The organism is Clostridium sp. RTP31139st1_H3_RTP31139_211217 (assembly GCF_040227035.1).
Taxonomy (GTDB): Bacteria; Bacillota; Clostridia; order Clostridiales; family Clostridiaceae; genus Clostridium; species Clostridium saudiense.
The window spans coordinates 39888-60370 of the sequence record NZ_JBCOAB010000020.1 but is presented as its reverse complement, the minus strand read 5'-3'; the positions used below and the strand labels follow the sequence as shown (position 1 = coordinate 60370).

Below are 20483 nucleotides of genomic sequence, written 5' to 3'. Positions count from 1 at the left end.
AATTAGTGTATAAAATTTTGAACAATTAAAAAGGAGTTGTATTCAGACTGAATTTATTAATTCAATCTGATACAGCTCCTTTTTACTATCTATTTAGATATTCTTCCATAATATTTTTAACCATAGGAATTGGAATGCTACTTCCACCTCTATCTTTAACATCTTCTATAATTGTTGCAATAGCTAATTTTGAACTAGTAGTATCTACTGCAACAAACCATCCATTTTCAGTTCCGTTAGTATCATCTTGAGATGATTTAATTTCAGCAGTTCCAGTTTTAGCAGCTATATTATATCCGTCAATTTTCATTTCATATGCATGACCATCTTCATCATTTACCATAGCAGAAAAATCTTCAATTAAAGTTTGAAGGTTTTCAGGCTTAATAGCAGATTCTTTCCAAATAGAAGCAGTACTATTATCAGATAAAACTAATCTAGGAGTCATAATATTACCATTGTTAGCTAAAGCGCTATATGCTAAGGCCATATTTAAAGGAGTAACCATTAATTCACCTTGACCATAACCTGTATCAGCAAGTAAAATTTCAGAATTTAAACTTCCATCGTTAGAAATACTAGAATCAGTCATTGGATATTCGAAAGTCATTTCTTCACCTATACCAAATCCTTTTATACCACTAATTAAATCATCGCTACCGATCTTTAATGCAGCTTGGGCAAAGTAAATATTATCAGAGTGTTTAGCGGCTTCTCTTAATGAAACTGGACTAACATTTTCTACCCTAGTTATTTTATAATTACCCCAACTTGAATCTTTTTGCCATGTTAATCCATTAATTTCTATAGATTCATCAGGGTTAATTTTTCCAGTATTTAAGCCAATTGCAGCTGTTATTAGTTTCATAGTAGAGCCAGGGGCATATGTTTTACTGAATCTATTTACAGTATCAGTGTAATTATTTGCTTCTCTTTCTGCAGCTTTAGTTTTAGTGACATAAGTTGTAAACATATTAGAATCATATGATGGAGAGCTTACTAAAGCTAAAACTTCACCAGAAATAGGATCAACAGCTGTTACAGCTCCTTTTTCTCCATTTAACTGTGTATAGGAATTATTTTGTAAAGTTGAATCTATTGTAAGTTTAATATCTTCGCCATTAATAACTTCTTTTTTTAATATACTTATTTCATCAGAGCCTCTTTTAATGTAAATTTCAGCTCCATCTTCACCGCGTAAAGTATCTTCATAAACAGATTCGATTCCAGCCTTACCAATTAAACTTGTTGAAGTATAACTATAGTCATTTTTATTTTCCAATTCTTCAGCAGTAATTGCTCCAACGTAACCAATTAATCTTCCGAATGCTTCTCCACCATAGTAAACTCTTGAAGTTTTAGTATTAATAAGAATTCCTTCTTCATTTCTATTAGTAAGAGTTTGGAGTTTTTCATCGGTAGTAGTTATACTAACTATTGGAACAAAAAGCTCAGGATCGGTATTTGCATCTAACTTGCTTATAATAGTATCTTCACTAATATCTAATGTATTTGCTAGTTCTGTAATTTTAGAATTACGATTTTCATTATTAAATTTAGATGGATGAATTCCAACTACTGAAATTGTACCATCTTCAGCTAAAATATTACCATCTCTATCTAATATCTTACCTCTAGAATGATTTGTGGTTCTAACATAAACTTTATCATCCTTTATCATATTAGGGAAAATCAAACTCTCATCCCAATTAATTAGATAGTTGTCCTCTTCTTTATAAATATCTACGTCAAAATTTGTTAAATTTAACTCACCAGCGATAGTTGTTGCTTTTAAAGTAAATGAGGCAGTATAGTAATTATCTTTTTTTTCAAGATCCTTATTTAAGGAAATATCTAAATTGTCTAAGTTAATTGCCGAGTAGATAGTTTTATATCTATTAACAAAGGTTTCCTCATTAATTGATTCCTTAGATTCTTTTGTTAACATGGAATACATTCCAGAAAAATCACTTTTAAGCCATTTTTCAACATAGGAATTAAAAGCTTCATTATATTTACTTGTTTTTGAGCAACCTAATGAAAATATTATTACTATAATTAATGATAAAAGTAAAAGCAACTTATTTAGGTTTTTCATAATCATCCTCCTTTGATTGTTTAATATACTTTATTATACTATTTTAAGGAAAACATTCCAAATAAAATAATAAGTTAGCAATTTTATAATTATTTATGAATAATAGAATTTAAATATAAAATGTATTGATAAATTTTTAGTATATATATATAATCATCATATCGAAAAAAATAGATATGAGGTGTTGTAATGGAGAATAAATATGAAGCCAATTCTAAGGTATTTAAAGCTTTTTGTGATGAAAATAGATTGATGATTCTTGAGATTCTTCAAAGTGGAGAAAAATGCGCATGTCATTTATTGAAAAAAATAAATATCAGTCAATCCACTTTATCACATCATATGAAAATATTATGTGAATCTGGAGTAGTTAAAAATAGAAAAGAAGGTAAATGGACTTATTATTCAATAAGTAATGAGGGCTGTGAATATGCATTTAGCTTATTGAAGATATTAACGAAGGTACATAGTAATGAAAATGTGGATAATTCAAAATGTAAAAATTAAATAAAAAATATATTAAAAATAAATAAGATTAAATTAGTAAAGGATGATTGGAATGAAGAAAAAAGTAGCTTTTATTTGTGTTCACAATTCTTGTAGATCACAAATGGCAGAAGCATTAGGAAAAATTTATGGTAATGAAGAGTTTGAATGTTATTCAGCAGGAACTGAAACAAAACCAATGATTAATCAGCAAGCAGTTAAGATAATAAAAGATTTATATAAAGTTGACATGAATAAAACACAAAAGTCTAAATTGTTAAGTGATATCCCTAAAGTAGATATAGTGATAAAAATGGGATGTAATGTTATATGTCCACATCTATATGCAGAACATATTGAAGATTGGGGCTTAGAAGATCCTACGGGAAAAAGTGATGAAGAGTTCATAAAGGTAGCTAAAGCAATAGAAGAAAAGGTAAAAGAATTAGCAAAAAAGATTAAGAATAACGAAATTTAAAAAGAAAAATTTTATAATACGAGATTATTATAAAGTAGTAAATTTTGAGAAAGATTTGCGGATGGAGATAATATGAAAAAAATAGACTTAACTAGGGGAAAAGTCATATCAGTTATAGCTGCACTAGCATTACCTATAATGGGTAGTTCATTATTACAATTTACATATAATTTAATTGATATGATATGGGTAGGAAGGCTTGGAAGTAATGCTGTAGCAAGTATTGGTTCTTCAAGTTTGTATATTAATATTGGTAATGCTTTAAATTCTTTAGTTGTTATTGGAACAGGAATTAAAGTTGCACATGCAATTGGTAGAAAAAATGAGAATGAAATAAAGGAATATATAAATTCAGGAATAGTAATAAATATAATTATTGGTACTGTTTTTGGGTTAATTCTAATCTTTTTAGGAAAAGGATTTATAGAATTTTTAAATTTGAATAATAGTGAAGTAGAAAGTAATGCTTATTATTATTTAGCTTTAAATGCTCCTATTTTATTTTTTGCTTTTTTTAATATGATGTATACAAGAATATTGGGGAGTTTTGGTAATAATAAGTTAGCTCTGAAGATAAATGGAGTTGGAGTTATTTTAAATATAATTCTTGATCCTGTATGTATCTATGTTTTAAATTTTGGTGTCATTGGTGCAGGGGTTAGTACTTTAATAGCTAATGTTATAATGTTTATTTTATTTAGAATAAATACAAATGGGATACTTAATTATAGGTATGATTTAAAGGTTGATTTTGAAAAGATAAAAGAAATAATAAGGCTTGGTTTTCCAATGGCATTTCAAAGAATTTTATTTACAATTATAAATATTATCTTAGCTAAGATTATAGCGATGTTTGGATCAGAAGCGATTGCTGCACAAAAAATTGGAGTTCAAATAGAGTCTATCGCTTATATGATAATTGGAGGATTAAATGGTGCTGTTGCAAGTTTTACTGGTCAAAATTTTGGAGCAGGAAAATCAAACAGAATAAAGGAAGGATATAGAAGTGCATTAGTAGTGGGAATAAGTTATGCAATAGTTATGGCAGGAGTATTTTTATTGCTTAATAGGCCATTAATTAGGTTATTTATAAGTGATGAATCAACAATTTTAATTGCATCAGCTTATTTAAAAGCAGTAGCTTTTTCACAAGTTTTTAGTGCTATTGAAATGATATCAAATGGAATGTTTACAGGTATAGGAAAACCTAATATTCCTGCAACTATTAGTATTGTGTTTACAAGTCTTAGAATTCCTCTTGCTCTAGTATTAATTAAACCTTTTGGGATAAGTGGAATTTGGATTAGTATTTGTATATCTAGTATTTTAAAAGGAATATGTTCTTACTTTATTTATGAAACTAAGATTAGAAAGATTTTATAGAGAATATATGTTTTTAGGAAAGTATGATATAATTAGTTAAAATTCCAAATGAAAAAGGAGCAAATATGAGTAAAGTGTTAGTATTGGCAGAAAAGCCATCAGTAGGAAGAGACTTAGCAAAGGTTTTAAAATGTAATAATAATAAGGGTTCATATATAGAAGGAAGTAAATATATTGTAACTTGGGCTATGGGTCATTTAGTTGGACTTATGGATCCAGAAGGTTATGATAATAAATATAAAGAATGGAAGATGGAAACTCTTCCTATGTTACCAAAATACATGAAGTTAGTAGTATTAAAGAAAACTGGAAAGCAATTCAACGAAGTTAAGAAACTTATGAATAGAAATGATGTTAGCGAAATAGTAATTGCTACAGATGCTGGAAGAGAAGGGGAACTTGTTGCTAGATGGACTATTGAAAAAGCAGGGGTTAAGAAGCCACTTAAAAGATTATGGATTTCATCTCAAACTGATAAAGCTATTTTAGATGGATTTAGAAATTTAAAAGATGGTAAAGAATATGAAAATCTATATAGAGCAGCCGTTTGTAGAGCTGAAGCTGATTGGCTAGTTGGACTTAATGTAACAAGAGCTTTAACTTGTAAGTATAATGCACAATTATCTGCTGGGAGAGTTCAATCTCCAACACTTGCAATGATAGTTCAAAGAGAAGAGGAAATAAGAAACTTTAAGCCTAAGCCATATTATACGATAAATGCAAAAACTAAAGGTTATAGTTTAGCGTGGGTAAATAAAGATAATAATGGTAGAATATTTGATGAAGATTTTGCAAATAAAATTGTTTCTAAAATAAAAGGAGCAGAAGGTGAAATAGCAAATATTATTTCAACAAATAAAAAGAAGTTTGCACCTGCTTTATATGATTTAACCGAATTGCAAAGGGATGCTAATAAGATTTTTGGATATTCAGCAAAGCAAACATTAAATATAATGCAAAGATTATATGAAAATCATAAAATATTGACTTATCCAAGAACAGATTCAAGATATGTTACTACAGACATAGTAGCGACTATTCCTGATAGACTTAAAGCTGTTGCAATTGGTGAATACAGAAGTATTGCTGATGATTTATTAAAAACAAAGATAAATGCTCATAAAGGTTTTGTAGATAATTCTAAGGTTAGTGATCACCATGCAATTATTCCAACTGAAGAAAAGCCTAATCTTTCTAACTTAAGTTCGGAAGAAAGAAAAATATATGATTTAGTTGTTAAAAGGTTTTTAAGTGTACTATTACCACCTTTTGAATATATACAAACTACAATTGAAGGAAAAATTGAAAATGAAAAATTTATAGCTAAGGGAAAGGTAATATTATCAAAAGGCTGGAAAAAGCTTTATGATAAATTGGAAGATGACTCAAGTGAAGAGGATATTAAAGAACAAGTATTGCCTAAATTAAGTAAAGGGAATAAATTTGTTGTAGAAAATGTTTCTTTAAATAAAGGAGAAACTAAACCTCCAGCAAGATTTAATGAAGGTACACTTTTATCTGCAATGGAAAATCCTCATAAGTATATAAATGTAGGAAAAGAAGCAGCTAAGACTTTAGGGGAAACTGGAGGCTTAGGAACAGTTGCAACTAGAGCTGATATTATTGAAAAATTATTTAATTCATTTGTTATTGAAAAGAAAGGTAAAGAAATCGTACCTACATCTAAAGGAAAGCAACTTATTGAATTAGTACCAACTGAATTAAAAACACCTTTACTTACTGCAAAGTGGGAAAGTCAATTAGATGAAATTGCAAAAGGTAAAAGAGATTGGAATGGATTTATTAGGGAAATGAAAAATTATTCTATTGCTTTAGTAGAAGATGTTAAGGGCGGAAATAGTAAATTCGTACATGATAATAAAACAGGAAAAAAATGTCCTAATTGTGGCAAATATCTTTTAGAAGTTAAAGGTAAAAATGGAACAATGAATGTTTGTCAAGATAGAGAGTGTGGATATAGAGAAAATGTTGCTAGGCTAACAAATGCTAGATGTCCTGAGTGTAAGAAAAAATTAGAAATTAGAGGGCAAGGAGAAGGTAAAATTTACGTTTGCACAGGGGCAAATTGTAATTTTAGAGAAAAAGCATCTTCTTTTGAAAAGAGATTTGATAAAAAGGGAAAAGTGGATAAGAGAGAAACTCAAAGAATTATGGCTAAAATGAAGAAAGAAGCAGAAAAAGAAGCTATAGAGGATAATCCATTTGCAGCTTTATTAGGAAATATGAAGTTTGATGAAAAATAGTATAAAATAGTATATTGAAGTGTATTGAAAAGCAAGATTAGGAATAATTTTGCTTTTTAATGCTATAATATAAATAGTAAATGAAGTTTTTCTGAAAGAAGCGTAAAAAATATATGTAAAAAATGGAGAAAATCCTAATCTTACTTGCTATTGGAAAGTAGACATAATATAATTAATGTTGAAACAAAAAGAATAGAAGGGGGAAAACCATGAAAAAAGGACATACAAAAGGTAGAAGTACTATATTATTTATTCTTACCTTAATTGTTATAGTTGTATTTGCCTTTGCAGGTGCTAGAGGCGTTGAAATAGCAGGATGGGAATTTAAGTCATTCAATAAAGCTATTACTAAGGGGCTTGATCTACAAGGTGGAGTTTCTGTGTTAATGGAGATACAGGATGAAGATGTAACAAAAGAGGACTTAGAAAAGACAAGACAACTTATCGATTTAAGAGTTAATAAGCTTGGTGTTGCTGAAACTTCAGTGACAGTGGAAGGTGACAGAAGGGTAAGAGTTGAAATTCCAGGTGAATACGATTCAAAAGATTTAGTTGATAGTTTATCTAAGACTGGTAATTTGACTTTTAAAGATGAAGATGGAAACGAAGTGTTAAGTGGTTCAGATGTAGAAGAGGCAGGAACTATGCTTGATTCTACAAGTAATGCTCCAGTTGTAACTTTAAAGTTAACTGATGAAGGAACAAAAAAGTTTGCTGAAGCAACTGAAAACAACCTTAATAAGAAGATTTATATTTACATGGATGATGAAGAAATTTCTGCTCCAACAGTTGATAGTGTAATTACTGGTGGAAATGCTATTATCAAGGGAAGTAGTTCTATAGATGAAGCTAAGAATTTGGCAGGATTAATTAATGCAGGAGCTCTTCCAGTAACAGTAAAAGCTATACAAATTGAAAATGTAGGAGCACAATTAGGTGCGGAAGCACTTCCAAATGCAGTTAAGGCTGGACTTATAGGAATAGCAATTATATTTTTATTTATGATTCTTTATTATAGGATTCCAGGAGTTATTGCATGTATTGCATTAACGTTATATGTATGCTTAACATTATTAGTATTTGTTGAAGCTGATGTTGCATTAACACTTCCAGGAATTGCAGCCTTCTTGTTAACAGTTGGTATGGCAGTTGATGCAAATGTACTTATATTTGAAAGAGTTAGAGAAGAGTTAAAAAATGGTATGTCTGTTAAATCTGCGGTTGAAAAAGGATTTAGTAATGCATTGTCATCGATCGTTGACTCTAATATAACAACTATTATTGCAGCATTAGTACTTTATTTTATGGGTACAGGTAGTGTAAAAGGATTTGCTGTTACATTAATGATAGGTATAGCAGTAAGTATGTTTACAGCTATAGTTGTAACAAAGACATTAATGAAATGGGCTGTTAACATGGGAATGTTAAAGTCTAATTGGCAGTTTAGAGTAAAGAGGGGGTAATGAGATATGTTTAAGATAGTAGAAAAGTCAAAAATTTGGTTTTCAATATCCCTTGCAATTATATTAATTGGTGTAGTTTTAATGTGTACTAGAGGATTAAACTTTGGTATAGATTTTAAAGGTGGTACTAAGTTAGTAGTTGAGCTTGGTGATAATTTTGATAAGGTAGAAGTTGATAATATAGTAAAAGAGTATGCTTCTGATGCAGTAACAAAAACTGTTGAAGGTACTCAATATGAAATTAAATCAACTGAATTAGATGAAACAAAAACTGCAGAATTATTTGATGCTCTTAAAGAAAAGTATACTTTAGATGATTCAGCATTAGTTTCTGAAACTCAAATTGGGCCATCAGTTGGTAAAGAACTTAGTAGAAATGCGATAATTGCAGTATTAGTAGCATGCGTAGCTATGTTAGTTTATATAGCAATTAGATTTGAATTTACATTTGGTGTTGCTGCAATTGGAGCTTTAATACATGATGTATTAATAACTTTATCTGTGTATGCAATATTTGATATTCCAGTTAATAGCTCATTTATAGCAGCTATGTTAACTATTGTAGGGTATTCTATAAATGATACTATAGTTGTATTCGATAGAATAAGAGAAAATAATCATAGTATGAGAAGAAGTAATCCAGCAGAAATCGCTAATAAAAGTATTAATAAAACTTTAGCTAGATCTATTAATACATCATTAACTACATTAATTATTATTGGTGCAGTAAATGTATTTGTCCCTACAGTTAGAGAGTTTTCATTCCCATTATTAATAGGTATAGCAGCAGGAGCTTATTCATCAATATTTATTGCTTCACCTATTTGGGTAATATTAAAGAATAAAATGAATAAGAAAAAGTCAGTAAAGACTGCATAATACAAAAATAACTGCTCATTTGAGTAGTTATTTTTTTGAGATAAATAATTTTTAAAAGTATTAATATTAATTTATAAATATATATAATGAGATTTAAATATATAATTAAATTATAAAGAAATTAAAATTTGAAGAGTAATATTAATTTGGACATGCAAAATATATGATATAATGACATAAAATAGTAGCAAGATGTAGGAATGAAAAGCTTTTATATAACAAATAATTAGGTAGAATTAAAAAAAATCAGAAAAATCTTATAAAATGCCATTCTTTTTAAGAAAACATTTGTAATATAGATAAAATTACATTATAATATAAATGTTTTCTTATTAATGTGGAGGAGTTTGTCATGCGTAAGTTTTGGGAAAGTATATATAGTCCAAATTACATAAGTGGATATAATCCCTTTATACTTAAAGATATGAATAAAGCAATAGAACGTATGGTATCAGCAATTAATAATAGAAAAAAAATTGTTGTTTATGGGATACCTAATGTAGATGGATTATGTGCTATTTCATCCCTTATACTGGTTTTGAAATATTTAAATGCAGATATTGAATACGTAGTCCATGATGATTCTTCAGTAAAATCGAAGATTACTACAAAGGATATAATTAATAACGTGCATTTTTTAGGTGGAGAATTACTTATAGCCTTAGGAATAGATTTAAAATCAAGTGAAGAAGAAGAGCTTTGTAAAAATCTTGGTATAGATTTGATAGTTATAGAAAATAGAGACATAAATTATGAGTATGATCACATATACTTAAATCCTAATCAAAAAGGATGTCAATATAGATATAAAAATTTATCAATAAGTGGATTAACTTTTAAATTGATGCAAGCAATTGCAATTTATTATAATATTAAAAGTATTAATAAGTATTTGGATTTAATTTTAATAGGTGAAAAGTCGGCGAAGACTCCTAAAAAGGGTGAGAACTTCGTTATTATAAAAGAAGGAATGAAGTTTTTAATTAATACAAATAATTATGGTTTAAGGTCCATAATGGAAGCCTATAATATGATAAGCATAAATGAAGAAAGTATAGATAAAATTATAGATGTTATAACACCAACTATTAATGTTGTTACTATGATGGATAATGCTAGAATTATTATAGAGTTATTAATTACAAATAGAAAAGAAAGAGCAGAACAAATAACTAAGTATTTAAATAAGTCTAAGGAAAATGTATAATATAAATATAATAATTTTTGACTATAATAAATACAAGAATAAGTGAATATGGAGGATTTGTAATGGATCTAAAAAAAAGCATTAGAATAGTGGAAAACTTTCCAAAGCCAGGTATCAGCTTTAAGGATATTACAACTTTAATATCAGATGGAGAAGCATTTAAGTATTCAATAGATGCTATTGCTGAACATTTAAAAGATAAAAATGTTGATATTATATTAGGACCTGAAGCAAGAGGATTTATATTTGGAGTACCAGTTGCATATGCATTAGGGGTAGGTTTTATTCCAGTTAGAAAGAAAGGTAAATTGCCTTTTGAAACAATTTCTGTTAACTATGATTTAGAGTACGGAACTGACGTGTTAGAAATTCATAAAGATGCAATTAAAAAAGGGCAAAGAGTTGCTATAGTTGATGATTTACTTGCTACTGGCGGAACTATTGAAGCTGTAACAAGATTAGTAGAAGAAGCTGGTGGAGAAGTTGTAGCTTTAGATTTTGCTATTGAACTTACAGATTTAAAAGGAAGAGAAAAATTAAAGGGTTATGAAGTAATGTCATTAGTTCAATATGATATATAACTTATTGAAATACCTTAAATTTTAATATATAATTACTGTAAAGGTGGCTGGTTTATTTAACCAGCCATAAATTTTAAATAAAATTTTATAAATAATGGATATAATTAATTTCAATATAGTAGATTATTATTAAATTCTTTTTAGAATTAAATAATAAAATGTTTTATTTTAGAATATATAAAGGGAGGATCCTAATGGTTGAGGTATTGATACAAAAAATAAAAGAAAATTGTACTAATGTAGATTTAAATGTTGTCAATAAGGCATTTAACTTTGCTTTTGAAGCACATAAGGAGCAAAAGAGAGAATCGGGAGAACCATACATAATTCATCCAGTAGATGTTGCTATCATCTTAGCAGAATTAGGTATGGATACTAGTACCATAGTTGCAGGATTGCTCCATGATATTATAGAAGATACTGATTATACATATGATGATATCAAAACAATATTTAGTGAAGAAGTGGCAAATTTAGTTAGTGGTGTAACTAAAATAACTAAAATGGAATATAAGTCTAAGGAAGAACAGCAAGCAGATAATTTTAGAAAAATGCTTTTGGCAATGGCTAATGATATTAGAGTAATTATTATAAAATTAGCAGATAGATTACATAATATGAGAACATTAAAATATATGCCAAAGGAGAAACAAAAAAGAATATCTAAGGAAACGTTAGATATATATGCTCCACTTGCACATAGATTAGGTATTTCTAAGGTTAAATGGGAACTAGAGGATTTATGTTTTAGATATCTACATGAAGAAGAATATTATGATTTAGTACATCAAATTTCTGAAAAAAGAGTAGAAAGAGAAACATATATATCTCAAATTATTGATGATTTATATAATAAGCTTGAAGAAGCTGGAATTGATTCAGATATTGATGGGCGTCCAAAGCATTTTTATAGCATTTATAGAAAAATGGTTACAAAAAATAAGAGTATAGAACAGATATTTGACTTAACTGCTATAAGAATACTTGTTAATTCAGTAAAGGATTGTTATGAAGTACTAGGGATAGTTCATACAATATATAAACCTATTCCAGGTAGATTTAAAGATTATATTGCAATGCCTAAGCCAAATATGTATCAATCATTACATACTACTGTAATAGGACCACAAGGTAAAACATTTGAAATTCAAATTAGAACTTTTGAAATGCACAAAACAGCTGAATATGGTATAGCAGCTCACTGGAAGTATAAAGAAGGTGATACTTCTGATACTAAAGAAAAATCATTTGAAAATAAGTTAGTATGGCTAAGAGATATGCTTGAATGGCAAAAAGAAACTTCAGATGCGGAAGAGTTTATGGAAGGATTTAAAATTAATCTTTTTACAGATGAAATTTTCTTATTTACACCTAAGGGAGTAGTAATAGATTTACCAAATGGAGCTACACCTATAGATTTTGCTTACAGAATACATACTGATATAGGGAATAAATGTGTTGGTGCAAAGGTAAATGGTAAAATAGTTCCACTTGATTATAAGTTAAAAACTGGTCAAATAGTTGAAATATTGACATCAAATAGTTCTAAAGGTCCTAACATGGATTGGCTTAATATTGCCAAGAGTAATCAAGCTAAGAGTAAAATTAGAGCTTGGTTTAAAAAGGCTAAGAAGGAAGAAAATATCACAAAAGGTAAGGAAGTATTTGAAAAAGAGCTTAAAAAGCAAGGAGTTCATTACGCTGATATTGCTAAAGGTGAATCTTACGATAAGTTTATAAAGAGATATAATATTAATTGTATGGATGATTTATATGCTTTAGTTGGACTTGGAGCAGTAGTAGCTTCAGCATTCATAGCTAAACTTAAGGAAGAAAATTTAGCAAAAGATGAAAAGGAAGAAATATTAAATAAGGCTATTGAAGAAAATATTCAAAAAAATGGGAAAAAGAAAAAAGAAAATAATTATGGTGTTACAGTTAAAGGTGTAGATAACTTAATGGTTAGATTTGCAAAGTGTTGTAATCCCGTTCCTGGTGATGATATTTTAGGGTATATAACTAAAGGTCGTGGGGTTTCAATTCATAGAAAGGACTGTAGCAATCTTAAGACTCTTATCAATGAGGATCCACAAAAAGTTGTAGATGTATCATGGGGTATATCTAAAGGTGTTGCCTATATGGCAGAAATTCAAGTTAAAACTGAAGATAAATCAGGTATACTTTCTGATGTTATGAATATTATTATGGATACAAAATTACCACTTAATGCTTTAAATGCAAAAAGTGCAAAGGGCAATTTAGCTTATATTAATATTAAAGTTAAAATTGATACTGTAGATCAATTAAAAGAATTAATGAGAAAAATAAGAAAATTACCTGGAGTAATGGATGTATATAGAATGAATAATTAGAGGTTGATATATAATGAGAGCAGTTGTACAAAGAGTAACATATTCTAATGTAAAAGTTGATGGATCTATTGTAGGTGAAATAAACAAAGGTTTTAATGTACTTATAGGTATTTCAAAAGAAGATACTGAAGAAGATATGAAATATATTAAAGATAAACTAATAAATCTTAGAGTTTTTGAAGATGAAAATGATAAAATGAATTTATCTTTGTTGGATGTAAAAGGTGAACTTCTTATAATATCTCAATTCACGTTATATGGTGATGCAAGAAAAGGAAGAAGGCCAAATTTTATGAATGCTTTAGGCGGGGATGATGCTAAGATTTTTTATGATAAGTTTATAGAAATGATGAAGGAAACGGGATTAAAAATAGAAACTGGAATTTTTGGTGCACACATGCAAGTTGATATTAAAAATGATGGTCCAGTGACTATATTACTTGATAGTAGCAAAGCTTTTTAAGTAAAGTTAATATAATTTGTGAGGTGAATTTATGATAATAAAAACTTACCCTTTAGGAGTATATGAAGAAAATATTTATGTTTTAGTAGATGAAAAGAGTAAAGATGCTTGCATAGTTGATCCAGGAGGTCACGGAAATATATTAATTAAAAATATTGAAGAGTTAAATTGTAATGTAAAATATATTCTTTTAACTCATGGGCATTTTGATCATGTAGAAGCCTTAAATGAAGTTGCTGAAAAGTTTAAAGCTCCTATATATATGAATGAAAATGAAGTTCATTTTATGGAAACTGATAAAACAGTTTTTGGTGAACTTCCAAAGGAATATAACATTGTTAAAGATGGAGATACTTTACCATTTGGCGATGATGTAATAAAATGTATTCATACACCAGGGCATACTAAGGGTGGAATGTGCTATCTTTATAAAGATGCTTTATTTACAGGTGATACTTTATTTAAAGGGTCAGTAGGGAGAAGTGATTTTATAGGTGGAGATTTTAATGAGCTTATTACATCAATTAAAACAAAATTAATGGTTTTAGATAATGATATAAAGGTTTATCCAGGGCATATGGACTCTTCCAATATAGGGTATGAAAGATTAAGAAATCCATTCCTACAAGATGAATTTGAGATTTTCTAAACAAAAGGAGATATTATGGAAGTAAAAATTAAATTAAATGACATGAAATACAGATATGATGTATATCAGATGTTTAATATTTATTTTCCATTAGATGAAATTAAATTTTTAGATGATGGAGATTATATTGTTAATATTTTAGAAGATAAGGTAGAGTTTAAGTGCAACGAGTACTATAATGAAACTAAAATATTTGAAAATATTAAAGAAGACATTAAAAGACTGGTATTTTCTTCATTAAAAGACATTACAAAAGAAGAATATCCTTGGGGGATTTTAGTTGGGATAAGACCTTCTAAAATAGCTCTTAAATATTTAGAAGAAGGAAAAACAGAAGAAGAAATTATTGAAATTTTTAAAACTAAGCATTTAGCAAATGAAGAAAAGGCAAAGTTATGCATAGAAATAGCTAAAGCGGAAGAGAAGTTTGTAAATAAAAACAGTAATAGTATTGCAATTTATATTGGTATGGCATTTTGTCCTACAAGATGTTTTTATTGTTCTTTTGCAGCAAATCCTATAATAGGGAATAAAAAGCTAGTGAGTCCATACTTAGAAGCATTAATTAGAGAAATTAAAGCAATGAAAAAGTATGTTAATGATAGAAAGCTTAATATAGAATCTGTATACTTTGGAGGTGGTACTCCGACAGCAGTAAACAATGAAGAGTTTGAAATTGTTATGAAAGAAGCTTACGAAGCTTTTGTTAAAGATAAAAATGTTAAAGAATTTACTGTTGAATGTGGAAGACCTGATAGTATTACAAGAGAAAAACTACAAACTATGTTAAATTATGATGTTACAAGAATTAGTATTAATCCTCAAACTATGAATGATGATACTTTAAAAATGATAGGAAGAGGACATAATTCAAATGAAGTTATAGAAAAGTTTAATTTAGCTAGAAGTATGGGGTTTAATGATATAAATATGGATATGATAATAGGTCTTCCAGGTGAAGGGATAAAGGAAGTCCTTCATACTAAAGAAGAAATATTAAAGCTTAAACCTGATAGTTTAACTGTTCATGGGCTTTCTTTAAAGAGAGCATCAATTCTTTATGAAAACTTTGTTCTTAAAAAAGGAATCCAAGTTAAGAAGCAAAATGAATTAGCTTTAATGTATGAAGAAAGTAGAAAATTAGCTAATGAATTAGGATTAAAACCTTATTATATGTACAGACAAAAAAATATGGTTGGAAATATGGAGAACTTAGGTTATTCTAGAAAAGGTGCAGAATGTATTTATAATATTGAAATGATAGAAGATAAGCAAACTATTATTGCTTTAGGTGCAGATGCAGTTTCAAAGGTTGTTTTCTTAGATGAAAATAGAATAGAAAGATTTGCAAATATCAAAGATGTTAGAGAATACGTAAGTAGAATAGAAGAAATGATAGAAGGTAAGATAAAGCTATTAGATAGCCTTTACCTAAAAGAGGAGGAATAATTAAATGGAAATGCAAGCTCCAAAAGGAACGAAGGATATGCTGCCACAAGATGCGTATAAATGGCATTTTGTTGAGAAAACATTTAGAGATGTAGCAAAATATTATGGGATGAGAGAAATTAGAACTCCTATGTTTGAACACACTGAATTGTTTGCAAGAGGTGTTGGAGATACTACTGATATAGTTCAAAAGGAAATGTATACTTTTAATGACAAAGGTAATAGAAGTATTACATTAAAGCCAGAAGGAACAGCAGGAGCAGGAAGAGCTTTTATAGAAAGTAGATTATTTAATGAAGCACAACCAACAAAACTTTATTATATAACTCCATGTTTTAGATATGAAAATGTTCAAAAAGGTAGATTTAGACAATTCCATCAATTTGGTACAGAAGTATATGGTTCAAAAGAGCCATCTATGGATGCAGAAGTAATTGCTTTAGCTATGCAAGTTTTAAAAACTTTAGGACTTCAAAGCTTAAGCTTAAATATAAACAATTTAGGATGTCCAAAGTGCAGACCAAATTATAATGAAGCATTAAAGAATTATTTAAAAGAAAATTACGATAATTTATGTCCGTTATGTCAATCAAGATTCGAGAAGAATCCAATGAGAATATTAGACTGTAAAGAAAGAAAATGTAATGAAATAACTAAAAATGCTCCAATAATACTTGATTATATGTGTGAAGAATGTGATACTCACTTTGATTCAGTTAAAAAGTATTTAACAGCATTAAATATTCCATTTACAGTTGATCCAGGAATAGTAAGAGGATTAGATTATTACACTAAAACAATATTTGAAATTTTAAATGATGAATTTACTGTTTGTGGTGGTGGAAGATATGATAAGCTTATAGAACAATTAGGTGGTCCAGAAATGCCAGCAGTTGGTTTTGGAATGGGGGTAGAAAGACTTATCATGATTTTAGAAAAAGAAGGAATAGAAATTCCAAATGAAACTCTTTTTGATTTATACATAGGTGCTAGGGGTGATGATGCTAAATTTGAAGCCTTTACTTTAGCTAATAAGTTAAGAGAAGCTGGTATAAAGACAGAAGTAAATCATATGGGAAGAAGTGTAAAAGCAGAAATGAAATATGCCAATAAAATTGGTGCTGCATTTACTACAATTTTAGGTGATGACGAACTTCAAAATAAATCAATAAAGCTTAAGAGAATGAGCGATGGAGAACAGTTTGAAGTAAGTTTAGATAATATACAAGAGATAGCTAATGCTATCAAATAGTTAGGAGGAAGTTTACCAATGGGTGAGTCTTTAAATGGATTAAAAAGAACCATGATGTGTGGTGAACCTAGAGAAGTAAACGTAGGAGAAAAAATAACTCTTATGGGATGGGTTCAAAGAAATAGAAAACTTGGAGGTCTTCAATTTATAGACCTTAGAGATAGAACAGGAATTATGCAAATAGTTTTTGGTGAAGAAATTAATGCAGAAAGCTTTGAAAAAGCTAAAGCTGTAAGACCAGAATATTGTGTAGCTGTAACTGGGGAAGTTGTTTTAAGAGAAGCTCCAAATGCTTCTATGGAAACTGGAATGGTAGAATTAAAATGCGAAAGTATTAAAGTTTTATCAGAATCAGAAACTCCACCAATATACATTAAAGAAGGATTAGATGCAGCTGAAAATATAAGATTAAAATATAGATATTTAGATCTTAGAAGACCAGATATGCAAAAAATCTTTATGATAAGAAACAGAACTACAAAAGCTGTAAGAGATTATCTTGATAATAATGGTTTCTTAGAAATAGAAACTCCAATATTAAATAAGAGTACACCAGAAGGTGCTAGAGATTACTTAGTTCCATCTAGAAATTATCCAGGAATGTTTTATGCACTTCCACAATCTCCACAAATATTTAAGCAATTATTAATGGTATCTGGATTTGATAAATACTATCAAGTTGCTAAATGTTTTAGAGATGAAGATTTAAGAGCAAATAGACAGCCAGAATTTACTCAAATCGATTTAGAAATGAGCTTTGTTGAGCAAGATGATATTATGGCATTAAATGAAGGTTTAATAGCTCATGTATTTAAAGAAGTTTTAGGTCATGAAGTAAAGCTTCCAATTAAGAGAATGCCATTTAAAGAAGCTATGGAAAAATATGGTTCAGATAAACCAGATTTAAGATTTGGAATGGAAATTACTGATATTACTGACTGTGTTAAGGACATGGACTTCGTAGTATTTAAATCTGCTTTAGAAGTTGGAGGAAGTGTTAGAGCTTTATGCTTAAAGGGTGGTGCAGATCTTGGAAGAAAGCCTCTTGATAAGTTAGTAGACTTTGTTAAGGGATATAAAGCAAAAGGTCTTGCATGGATTCAGCTCAAAGAAGATGGAGTTAAATCTTCAATAGCTAAATTCTTAACTGATGATGTTACTGAAAAGATAATCAATACTATGGGAGCGGAAACTGGAGATGCAATACTTATAGTTGCAGATAAAAACTCTGTAGTATTCCAAAGTTTAGGGGCATTAAGATTAGAACTTGCTAAGCAATTTGATTTAATTAAAGATAAAAATGAGTTTAATTTTACATGGATTACAGAATTCCCATTATTTGAATATAATGAAGAAGAAGATAGATATCATGCTGCTCACCATCCATTTACATCACCAATGGATGAAGATTTAGATATGCTTGAAACTAATCCTGGAGCTGTAAGATCTAAGGCATATGACTTAGTATTAAATGGTGAGGAATTAGGTGGAGGATCAATAAGAATACATGATTCTGCTCTTCAAACAAGAATGTTTAAAGCATTAGGATTTACTGAAGAATCTGCATATGAAAGATTTGGATTCTTAATAGATGCATTTAAGTTTGGACCACCACCACATGGAGGTTTAGCATTTGGTCTTGATAGAATGGTAATGTTCTTAGCTGGAACTGAAAACATTAAGGATGTTATTGCATTCCCTAAAAATCAAAATGCATATTGCTACTTAAGTGAAGCACCAAATGTTGTAGATCAAAAGCAAATTGACGAATTAGGATTAATTATTAAAACAGAAGATAAAGAATAATATAAAGCAAAGCTCCAACATATGTTGGAGCTTTGTTTTATATAAATAAAAGAAACGTATATAAATTATTTTAATATAGGAAAAATTCAACAAAGGATAAAAAAAAGTTTTTTGAATAAAATAATATATGTAAGTACATATACTTATAGTTACTAAGGAGGAATCATTAATGAAAAGCAAGATGATGAAAAAAGCAAATAGAAAACTTCGTAAAGCTAAAATGAAAGGCAATCTTCTTATGGAAATGGCCGAAGATTTCAAGGACTTAGTTGCAAATGCTAAAGTATATAAAAAATTAAAGGGAAAAAAATAATATAATAAAAATAATCTCAACAAGTATCTGTTGAGATTATTTTTATTTTTGAGCAAATTTTTTTCTTTCCTTTTTTCTTTTAGCGCTAAATATTAATCGTGTTAATGTAGAAACAAATAAAACTCCTAATGCTAATGTTCCAGCACTTGCAAAAGTATTTAAACCTAATTCTAATGACTTAGTAATATTACCTGATATTGCTTCACGCATGGTATAATACATACCACTACCAGGAACTAGTGGAATTAAAGCACATACAACGAAAGTTGTAACAGGTGTTTTAAAAATTCTAGCAAGTACTTCACTATATGTACTAAAAATTACGGAAGAAATAAAAAGTGAAGTAATTTCTGTAGCACCAAGTTGAAGAGGTAATGAATAAAAAAACCAACTAATTGCACCTCCAAGTGCAGCAAAGAATATCTTTTTACCTCTAATATTAAAAGCAATGCAAAAACCAAATGTTGCAAAGAAAGAAACAAGTGTAGCTATAATAATCATATTAAAGACCTCCAATATTAGTCATCCAGAAACTTAAAACAGCACCAGTACCAACTGCAATAGCAATTGCAACTAAAAAGGCTTCAGAAGCTCTTATAACACCAGATAGTAAATCTCCTGACATAGTATCTCTAATAGCATTAGTTATGGCTAAACCTGGAACTAGAAGCATTATAGCACCAATTATAGTTTGATTCAATTGACTTGCTATTCCTAGTTTAAAGAGTATTATTGCAAGAAGTGCAGTTATTCCGCTACAGATACTATTAATGAAAAAAGCATTAATTCCTATTTCAGACCATTTAATTGTTAATGTTTTTATTACTAATCCAATTAAAAAGGCGGCAAAAACATCTTTAAAAGTACCTCCAAATAATACTGAAAATGAGCCAGCTCCAAATGCTGAAAAAATAATAATCAGCATTTGAGGATAAGCTTCAACCTTATTAATTTTGTTTAATTCATTTTTAAAATCGTCAACAGATAAATTTTTAGATGCTATGCTTCTAGATAAATCATTTACTTTATCAATTTTGTTTAAGTCTACAGTTCTTTTGGAAACCCTCCTAGTTAATGAATAAATTTTGCCACCATGACAAATAGATGCCATAATTCCAGTTGGAGTTGCAAAACTTTCGGCTTGTTCTGCACCGTAAATTTTACAAATTCTCCAAATGGTTTCTTCAACTCTATAGGTTTCACCACCATTTTCTAATATCATTTGTCCAGCAAGCATTGCTACTTGAAGTATTTCATTCATAATACAAAACCTCAATTTTTAATAATTTTTTATGTATTATACCACAATAAAAATTATAAATGTATAATAATATGAAAAA

Annotated in this window: 18 protein-coding genes; 15 read left to right on the top strand and 3 right to left on the bottom strand. The window is 28.8% G+C overall.

Features of this window, described 5'->3' with window-relative positions:
• Positions 1 to 85: 85 nt before the first annotated feature.
• Positions 86 to 2098 (bottom strand): penicillin-binding transpeptidase domain-containing protein, encoded by a 2013-nt coding sequence (locus ABUA17_RS10125; RefSeq protein WP_042394012.1) that lies wholly within the window; start codon positions 2096 to 2098, stop codon positions 86 to 88.
• A 189-nt stretch (positions 2099 to 2287) separates the two neighbouring features.
• Between ABUA17_RS10125 and ABUA17_RS10120 the strand changes: the two genes are divergently transcribed.
• From ABUA17_RS10120 to ABUA17_RS10050, 15 genes are all read left to right on the top strand, one after another.
• The gene (locus ABUA17_RS10120; protein ID WP_055277166.1) at positions 2288 to 2605 is read left to right on the top strand and encodes an ArsR/SmtB family transcription factor; all 318 of its coding nucleotides are present in this window, start codon (positions 2288 to 2290) and stop codon (positions 2603 to 2605) included.
• Positions 2606 to 2657: 52 nt separating this feature from the next.
• Positions 2658 to 3062: an arsenate reductase/protein-tyrosine-phosphatase family protein gene (locus ABUA17_RS10115; protein WP_195951869.1), complete on the top strand. Its 405-nt coding sequence runs from the start codon at positions 2658 to 2660 to the stop codon at positions 3060 to 3062.
• Positions 3063 to 3134: 72 nt separating this feature from the next.
• Positions 3135 to 4445 (top strand): MATE family efflux transporter, encoded by a 1311-nt coding sequence (locus ABUA17_RS10110; RefSeq protein WP_042394017.1) that lies wholly within the window; start codon positions 3135 to 3137, stop codon positions 4443 to 4445.
• Between the two features lie 65 nt (positions 4446 to 4510).
• Positions 4511 to 6709, top strand: coding sequence for a DNA topoisomerase III (locus ABUA17_RS10105; RefSeq protein WP_195951868.1), 2199 nt, complete (start codon positions 4511 to 4513; stop codon positions 6707 to 6709).
• Positions 6710 to 6918: 209 nt separating this feature from the next.
• Complete coding sequence (gene secD, locus ABUA17_RS10100) at positions 6919 to 8172, top strand: protein translocase subunit SecD (RefSeq protein WP_042394022.1); 1254 nt, start codon at positions 6919 to 6921, stop codon at positions 8170 to 8172.
• 6 nt (positions 8173 to 8178) lie between these two features.
• A complete protein-coding gene (secF, locus tag ABUA17_RS10095) occupies positions 8179 to 9051 on the top strand; it encodes a protein translocase subunit SecF (RefSeq protein ID WP_042394025.1) in 873 nt (290 codons plus the stop codon).
• 352 nt (positions 9052 to 9403) lie between these two features.
• A complete protein-coding gene (locus ABUA17_RS10090) occupies positions 9404 to 10258 on the top strand; it encodes a DHH family phosphoesterase (RefSeq protein ID WP_042394028.1) in 855 nt (284 codons plus the stop codon).
• 62 nt (positions 10259 to 10320) lie between these two features.
• Positions 10321 to 10839, top strand: coding sequence for an adenine phosphoribosyltransferase (locus ABUA17_RS10085; RefSeq protein WP_042394031.1), 519 nt, complete (start codon positions 10321 to 10323; stop codon positions 10837 to 10839).
• A 194-nt stretch (positions 10840 to 11033) separates the two neighbouring features.
• Positions 11034 to 13211 carry a RelA/SpoT family protein gene (locus ABUA17_RS10080; protein WP_349818015.1) on the top strand — a complete coding sequence of 726 codons (2178 nt, stop codon included), beginning with the start codon at positions 11034 to 11036 and terminating at the stop codon, positions 13209 to 13211.
• A gap of 13 nt (positions 13212 to 13224) precedes the next feature.
• Positions 13225 to 13674: a D-aminoacyl-tRNA deacylase gene (dtd, locus tag ABUA17_RS10075; protein ID WP_042394038.1), complete on the top strand. Its 450-nt coding sequence runs from the start codon at positions 13225 to 13227 to the stop codon at positions 13672 to 13674.
• 31 nt (positions 13675 to 13705) lie between these two features.
• Positions 13706 to 14323, top strand: coding sequence for an MBL fold metallo-hydrolase (locus ABUA17_RS10070; RefSeq protein WP_042394041.1), 618 nt, complete (start codon positions 13706 to 13708; stop codon positions 14321 to 14323).
• 15 nt (positions 14324 to 14338) lie between these two features.
• Positions 14339 to 15772, top strand: coding sequence for a coproporphyrinogen III oxidase (locus ABUA17_RS10065; RefSeq protein WP_042394044.1), 1434 nt, complete (start codon positions 14339 to 14341; stop codon positions 15770 to 15772).
• Positions 15773 to 15776: 4 nt separating this feature from the next.
• Entirely contained in the window at positions 15777 to 17024 is a 1248-nt protein-coding gene (gene hisS / locus ABUA17_RS10060; protein ID WP_055277176.1) for a histidine--tRNA ligase, read from the top strand.
• An 18-nt stretch (positions 17025 to 17042) separates the two neighbouring features.
• Positions 17043 to 18830 (top strand): aspartate--tRNA ligase, encoded by a 1788-nt coding sequence (gene aspS / locus ABUA17_RS10055; RefSeq protein WP_195951329.1) that lies wholly within the window; start codon positions 17043 to 17045, stop codon positions 18828 to 18830.
• Positions 18831 to 18999: 169 nt separating this feature from the next.
• On the top strand, positions 19000 to 19143 hold the full coding sequence (locus ABUA17_RS10050) for a hypothetical protein (RefSeq protein ID WP_156327466.1): 144 nt from the start codon (positions 19000 to 19002) through the stop codon (positions 19141 to 19143).
• A gap of 42 nt (positions 19144 to 19185) precedes the next feature.
• Here the strand turns inward: ABUA17_RS10050 and ABUA17_RS10045 are convergent, their stop codons facing one another.
• Positions 19186 to 19641, bottom strand: a complete 456-nt coding sequence (locus ABUA17_RS10045; protein WP_042394159.1) for a threonine/serine exporter family protein — start codon at positions 19639 to 19641, stop codon at positions 19186 to 19188.
• Between the two features lie 4 nt (positions 19642 to 19645).
• Positions 19646 to 20404 carry a threonine/serine exporter family protein gene (locus ABUA17_RS10040; protein WP_042394051.1) on the bottom strand — a complete coding sequence of 253 codons (759 nt, stop codon included), beginning with the start codon at positions 20402 to 20404 and terminating at the stop codon, positions 19646 to 19648.
• Positions 20405 to 20483 lie beyond the last annotated feature (79 nt).

Bases quoted from the DNA above. Each gene is read 5' to 3' on its own strand.
- ABUA17_RS10125 (WP_042394012.1), bottom strand. From the start codon at position 2,098: ATGAAAAACCTAAATAAGTTGCTTTTACTTTTATCATTAATTATAGTA.
- ABUA17_RS10120 (WP_055277166.1), top strand. From the start codon at position 2,288: ATGGAGAATAAATATGAAGCCAATTCTAAGGTATTTAAAGCTTTTTGT.
- ABUA17_RS10115 (WP_195951869.1), top strand. From the start codon at position 2,658: ATGAAGAAAAAAGTAGCTTTTATTTGTGTTCACAATTCTTGTAGATCA.
- ABUA17_RS10110 (WP_042394017.1), top strand. From the start codon at position 3,135: ATGAAAAAAATAGACTTAACTAGGGGAAAAGTCATATCAGTTATAGCT.
- ABUA17_RS10105 (WP_195951868.1), top strand. From the start codon at position 4,511: ATGAGTAAAGTGTTAGTATTGGCAGAAAAGCCATCAGTAGGAAGAGAC.
- secD (WP_042394022.1), top strand. From the start codon at position 6,919: ATGAAAAAAGGACATACAAAAGGTAGAAGTACTATATTATTTATTCTT.
- secF (WP_042394025.1), top strand. From the start codon at position 8,179: ATGTTTAAGATAGTAGAAAAGTCAAAAATTTGGTTTTCAATATCCCTT.
- ABUA17_RS10090 (WP_042394028.1), top strand. From the start codon at position 9,404: ATGCGTAAGTTTTGGGAAAGTATATATAGTCCAAATTACATAAGTGGA.
- ABUA17_RS10085 (WP_042394031.1), top strand. From the start codon at position 10,321: ATGGATCTAAAAAAAAGCATTAGAATAGTGGAAAACTTTCCAAAGCCA.
- ABUA17_RS10080 (WP_349818015.1), top strand. From the start codon at position 11,034: ATGGTTGAGGTATTGATACAAAAAATAAAAGAAAATTGTACTAATGTA.
- dtd (WP_042394038.1), top strand. From the start codon at position 13,225: ATGAGAGCAGTTGTACAAAGAGTAACATATTCTAATGTAAAAGTTGAT.
- ABUA17_RS10070 (WP_042394041.1), top strand. From the start codon at position 13,706: ATGATAATAAAAACTTACCCTTTAGGAGTATATGAAGAAAATATTTAT.
- ABUA17_RS10065 (WP_042394044.1), top strand. From the start codon at position 14,339: ATGGAAGTAAAAATTAAATTAAATGACATGAAATACAGATATGATGTA.
- hisS (WP_055277176.1), top strand. From the start codon at position 15,777: ATGGAAATGCAAGCTCCAAAAGGAACGAAGGATATGCTGCCACAAGAT.
- aspS (WP_195951329.1), top strand. From the start codon at position 17,043: ATGGGTGAGTCTTTAAATGGATTAAAAAGAACCATGATGTGTGGTGAA.
- ABUA17_RS10050 (WP_156327466.1), top strand. From the start codon at position 19,000: ATGAAAAGCAAGATGATGAAAAAAGCAAATAGAAAACTTCGTAAAGCT.
- ABUA17_RS10040 (WP_042394051.1), bottom strand. From the start codon at position 20,404: ATGAATGAAATACTTCAAGTAGCAATGCTTGCTGGACAAATGATATTA.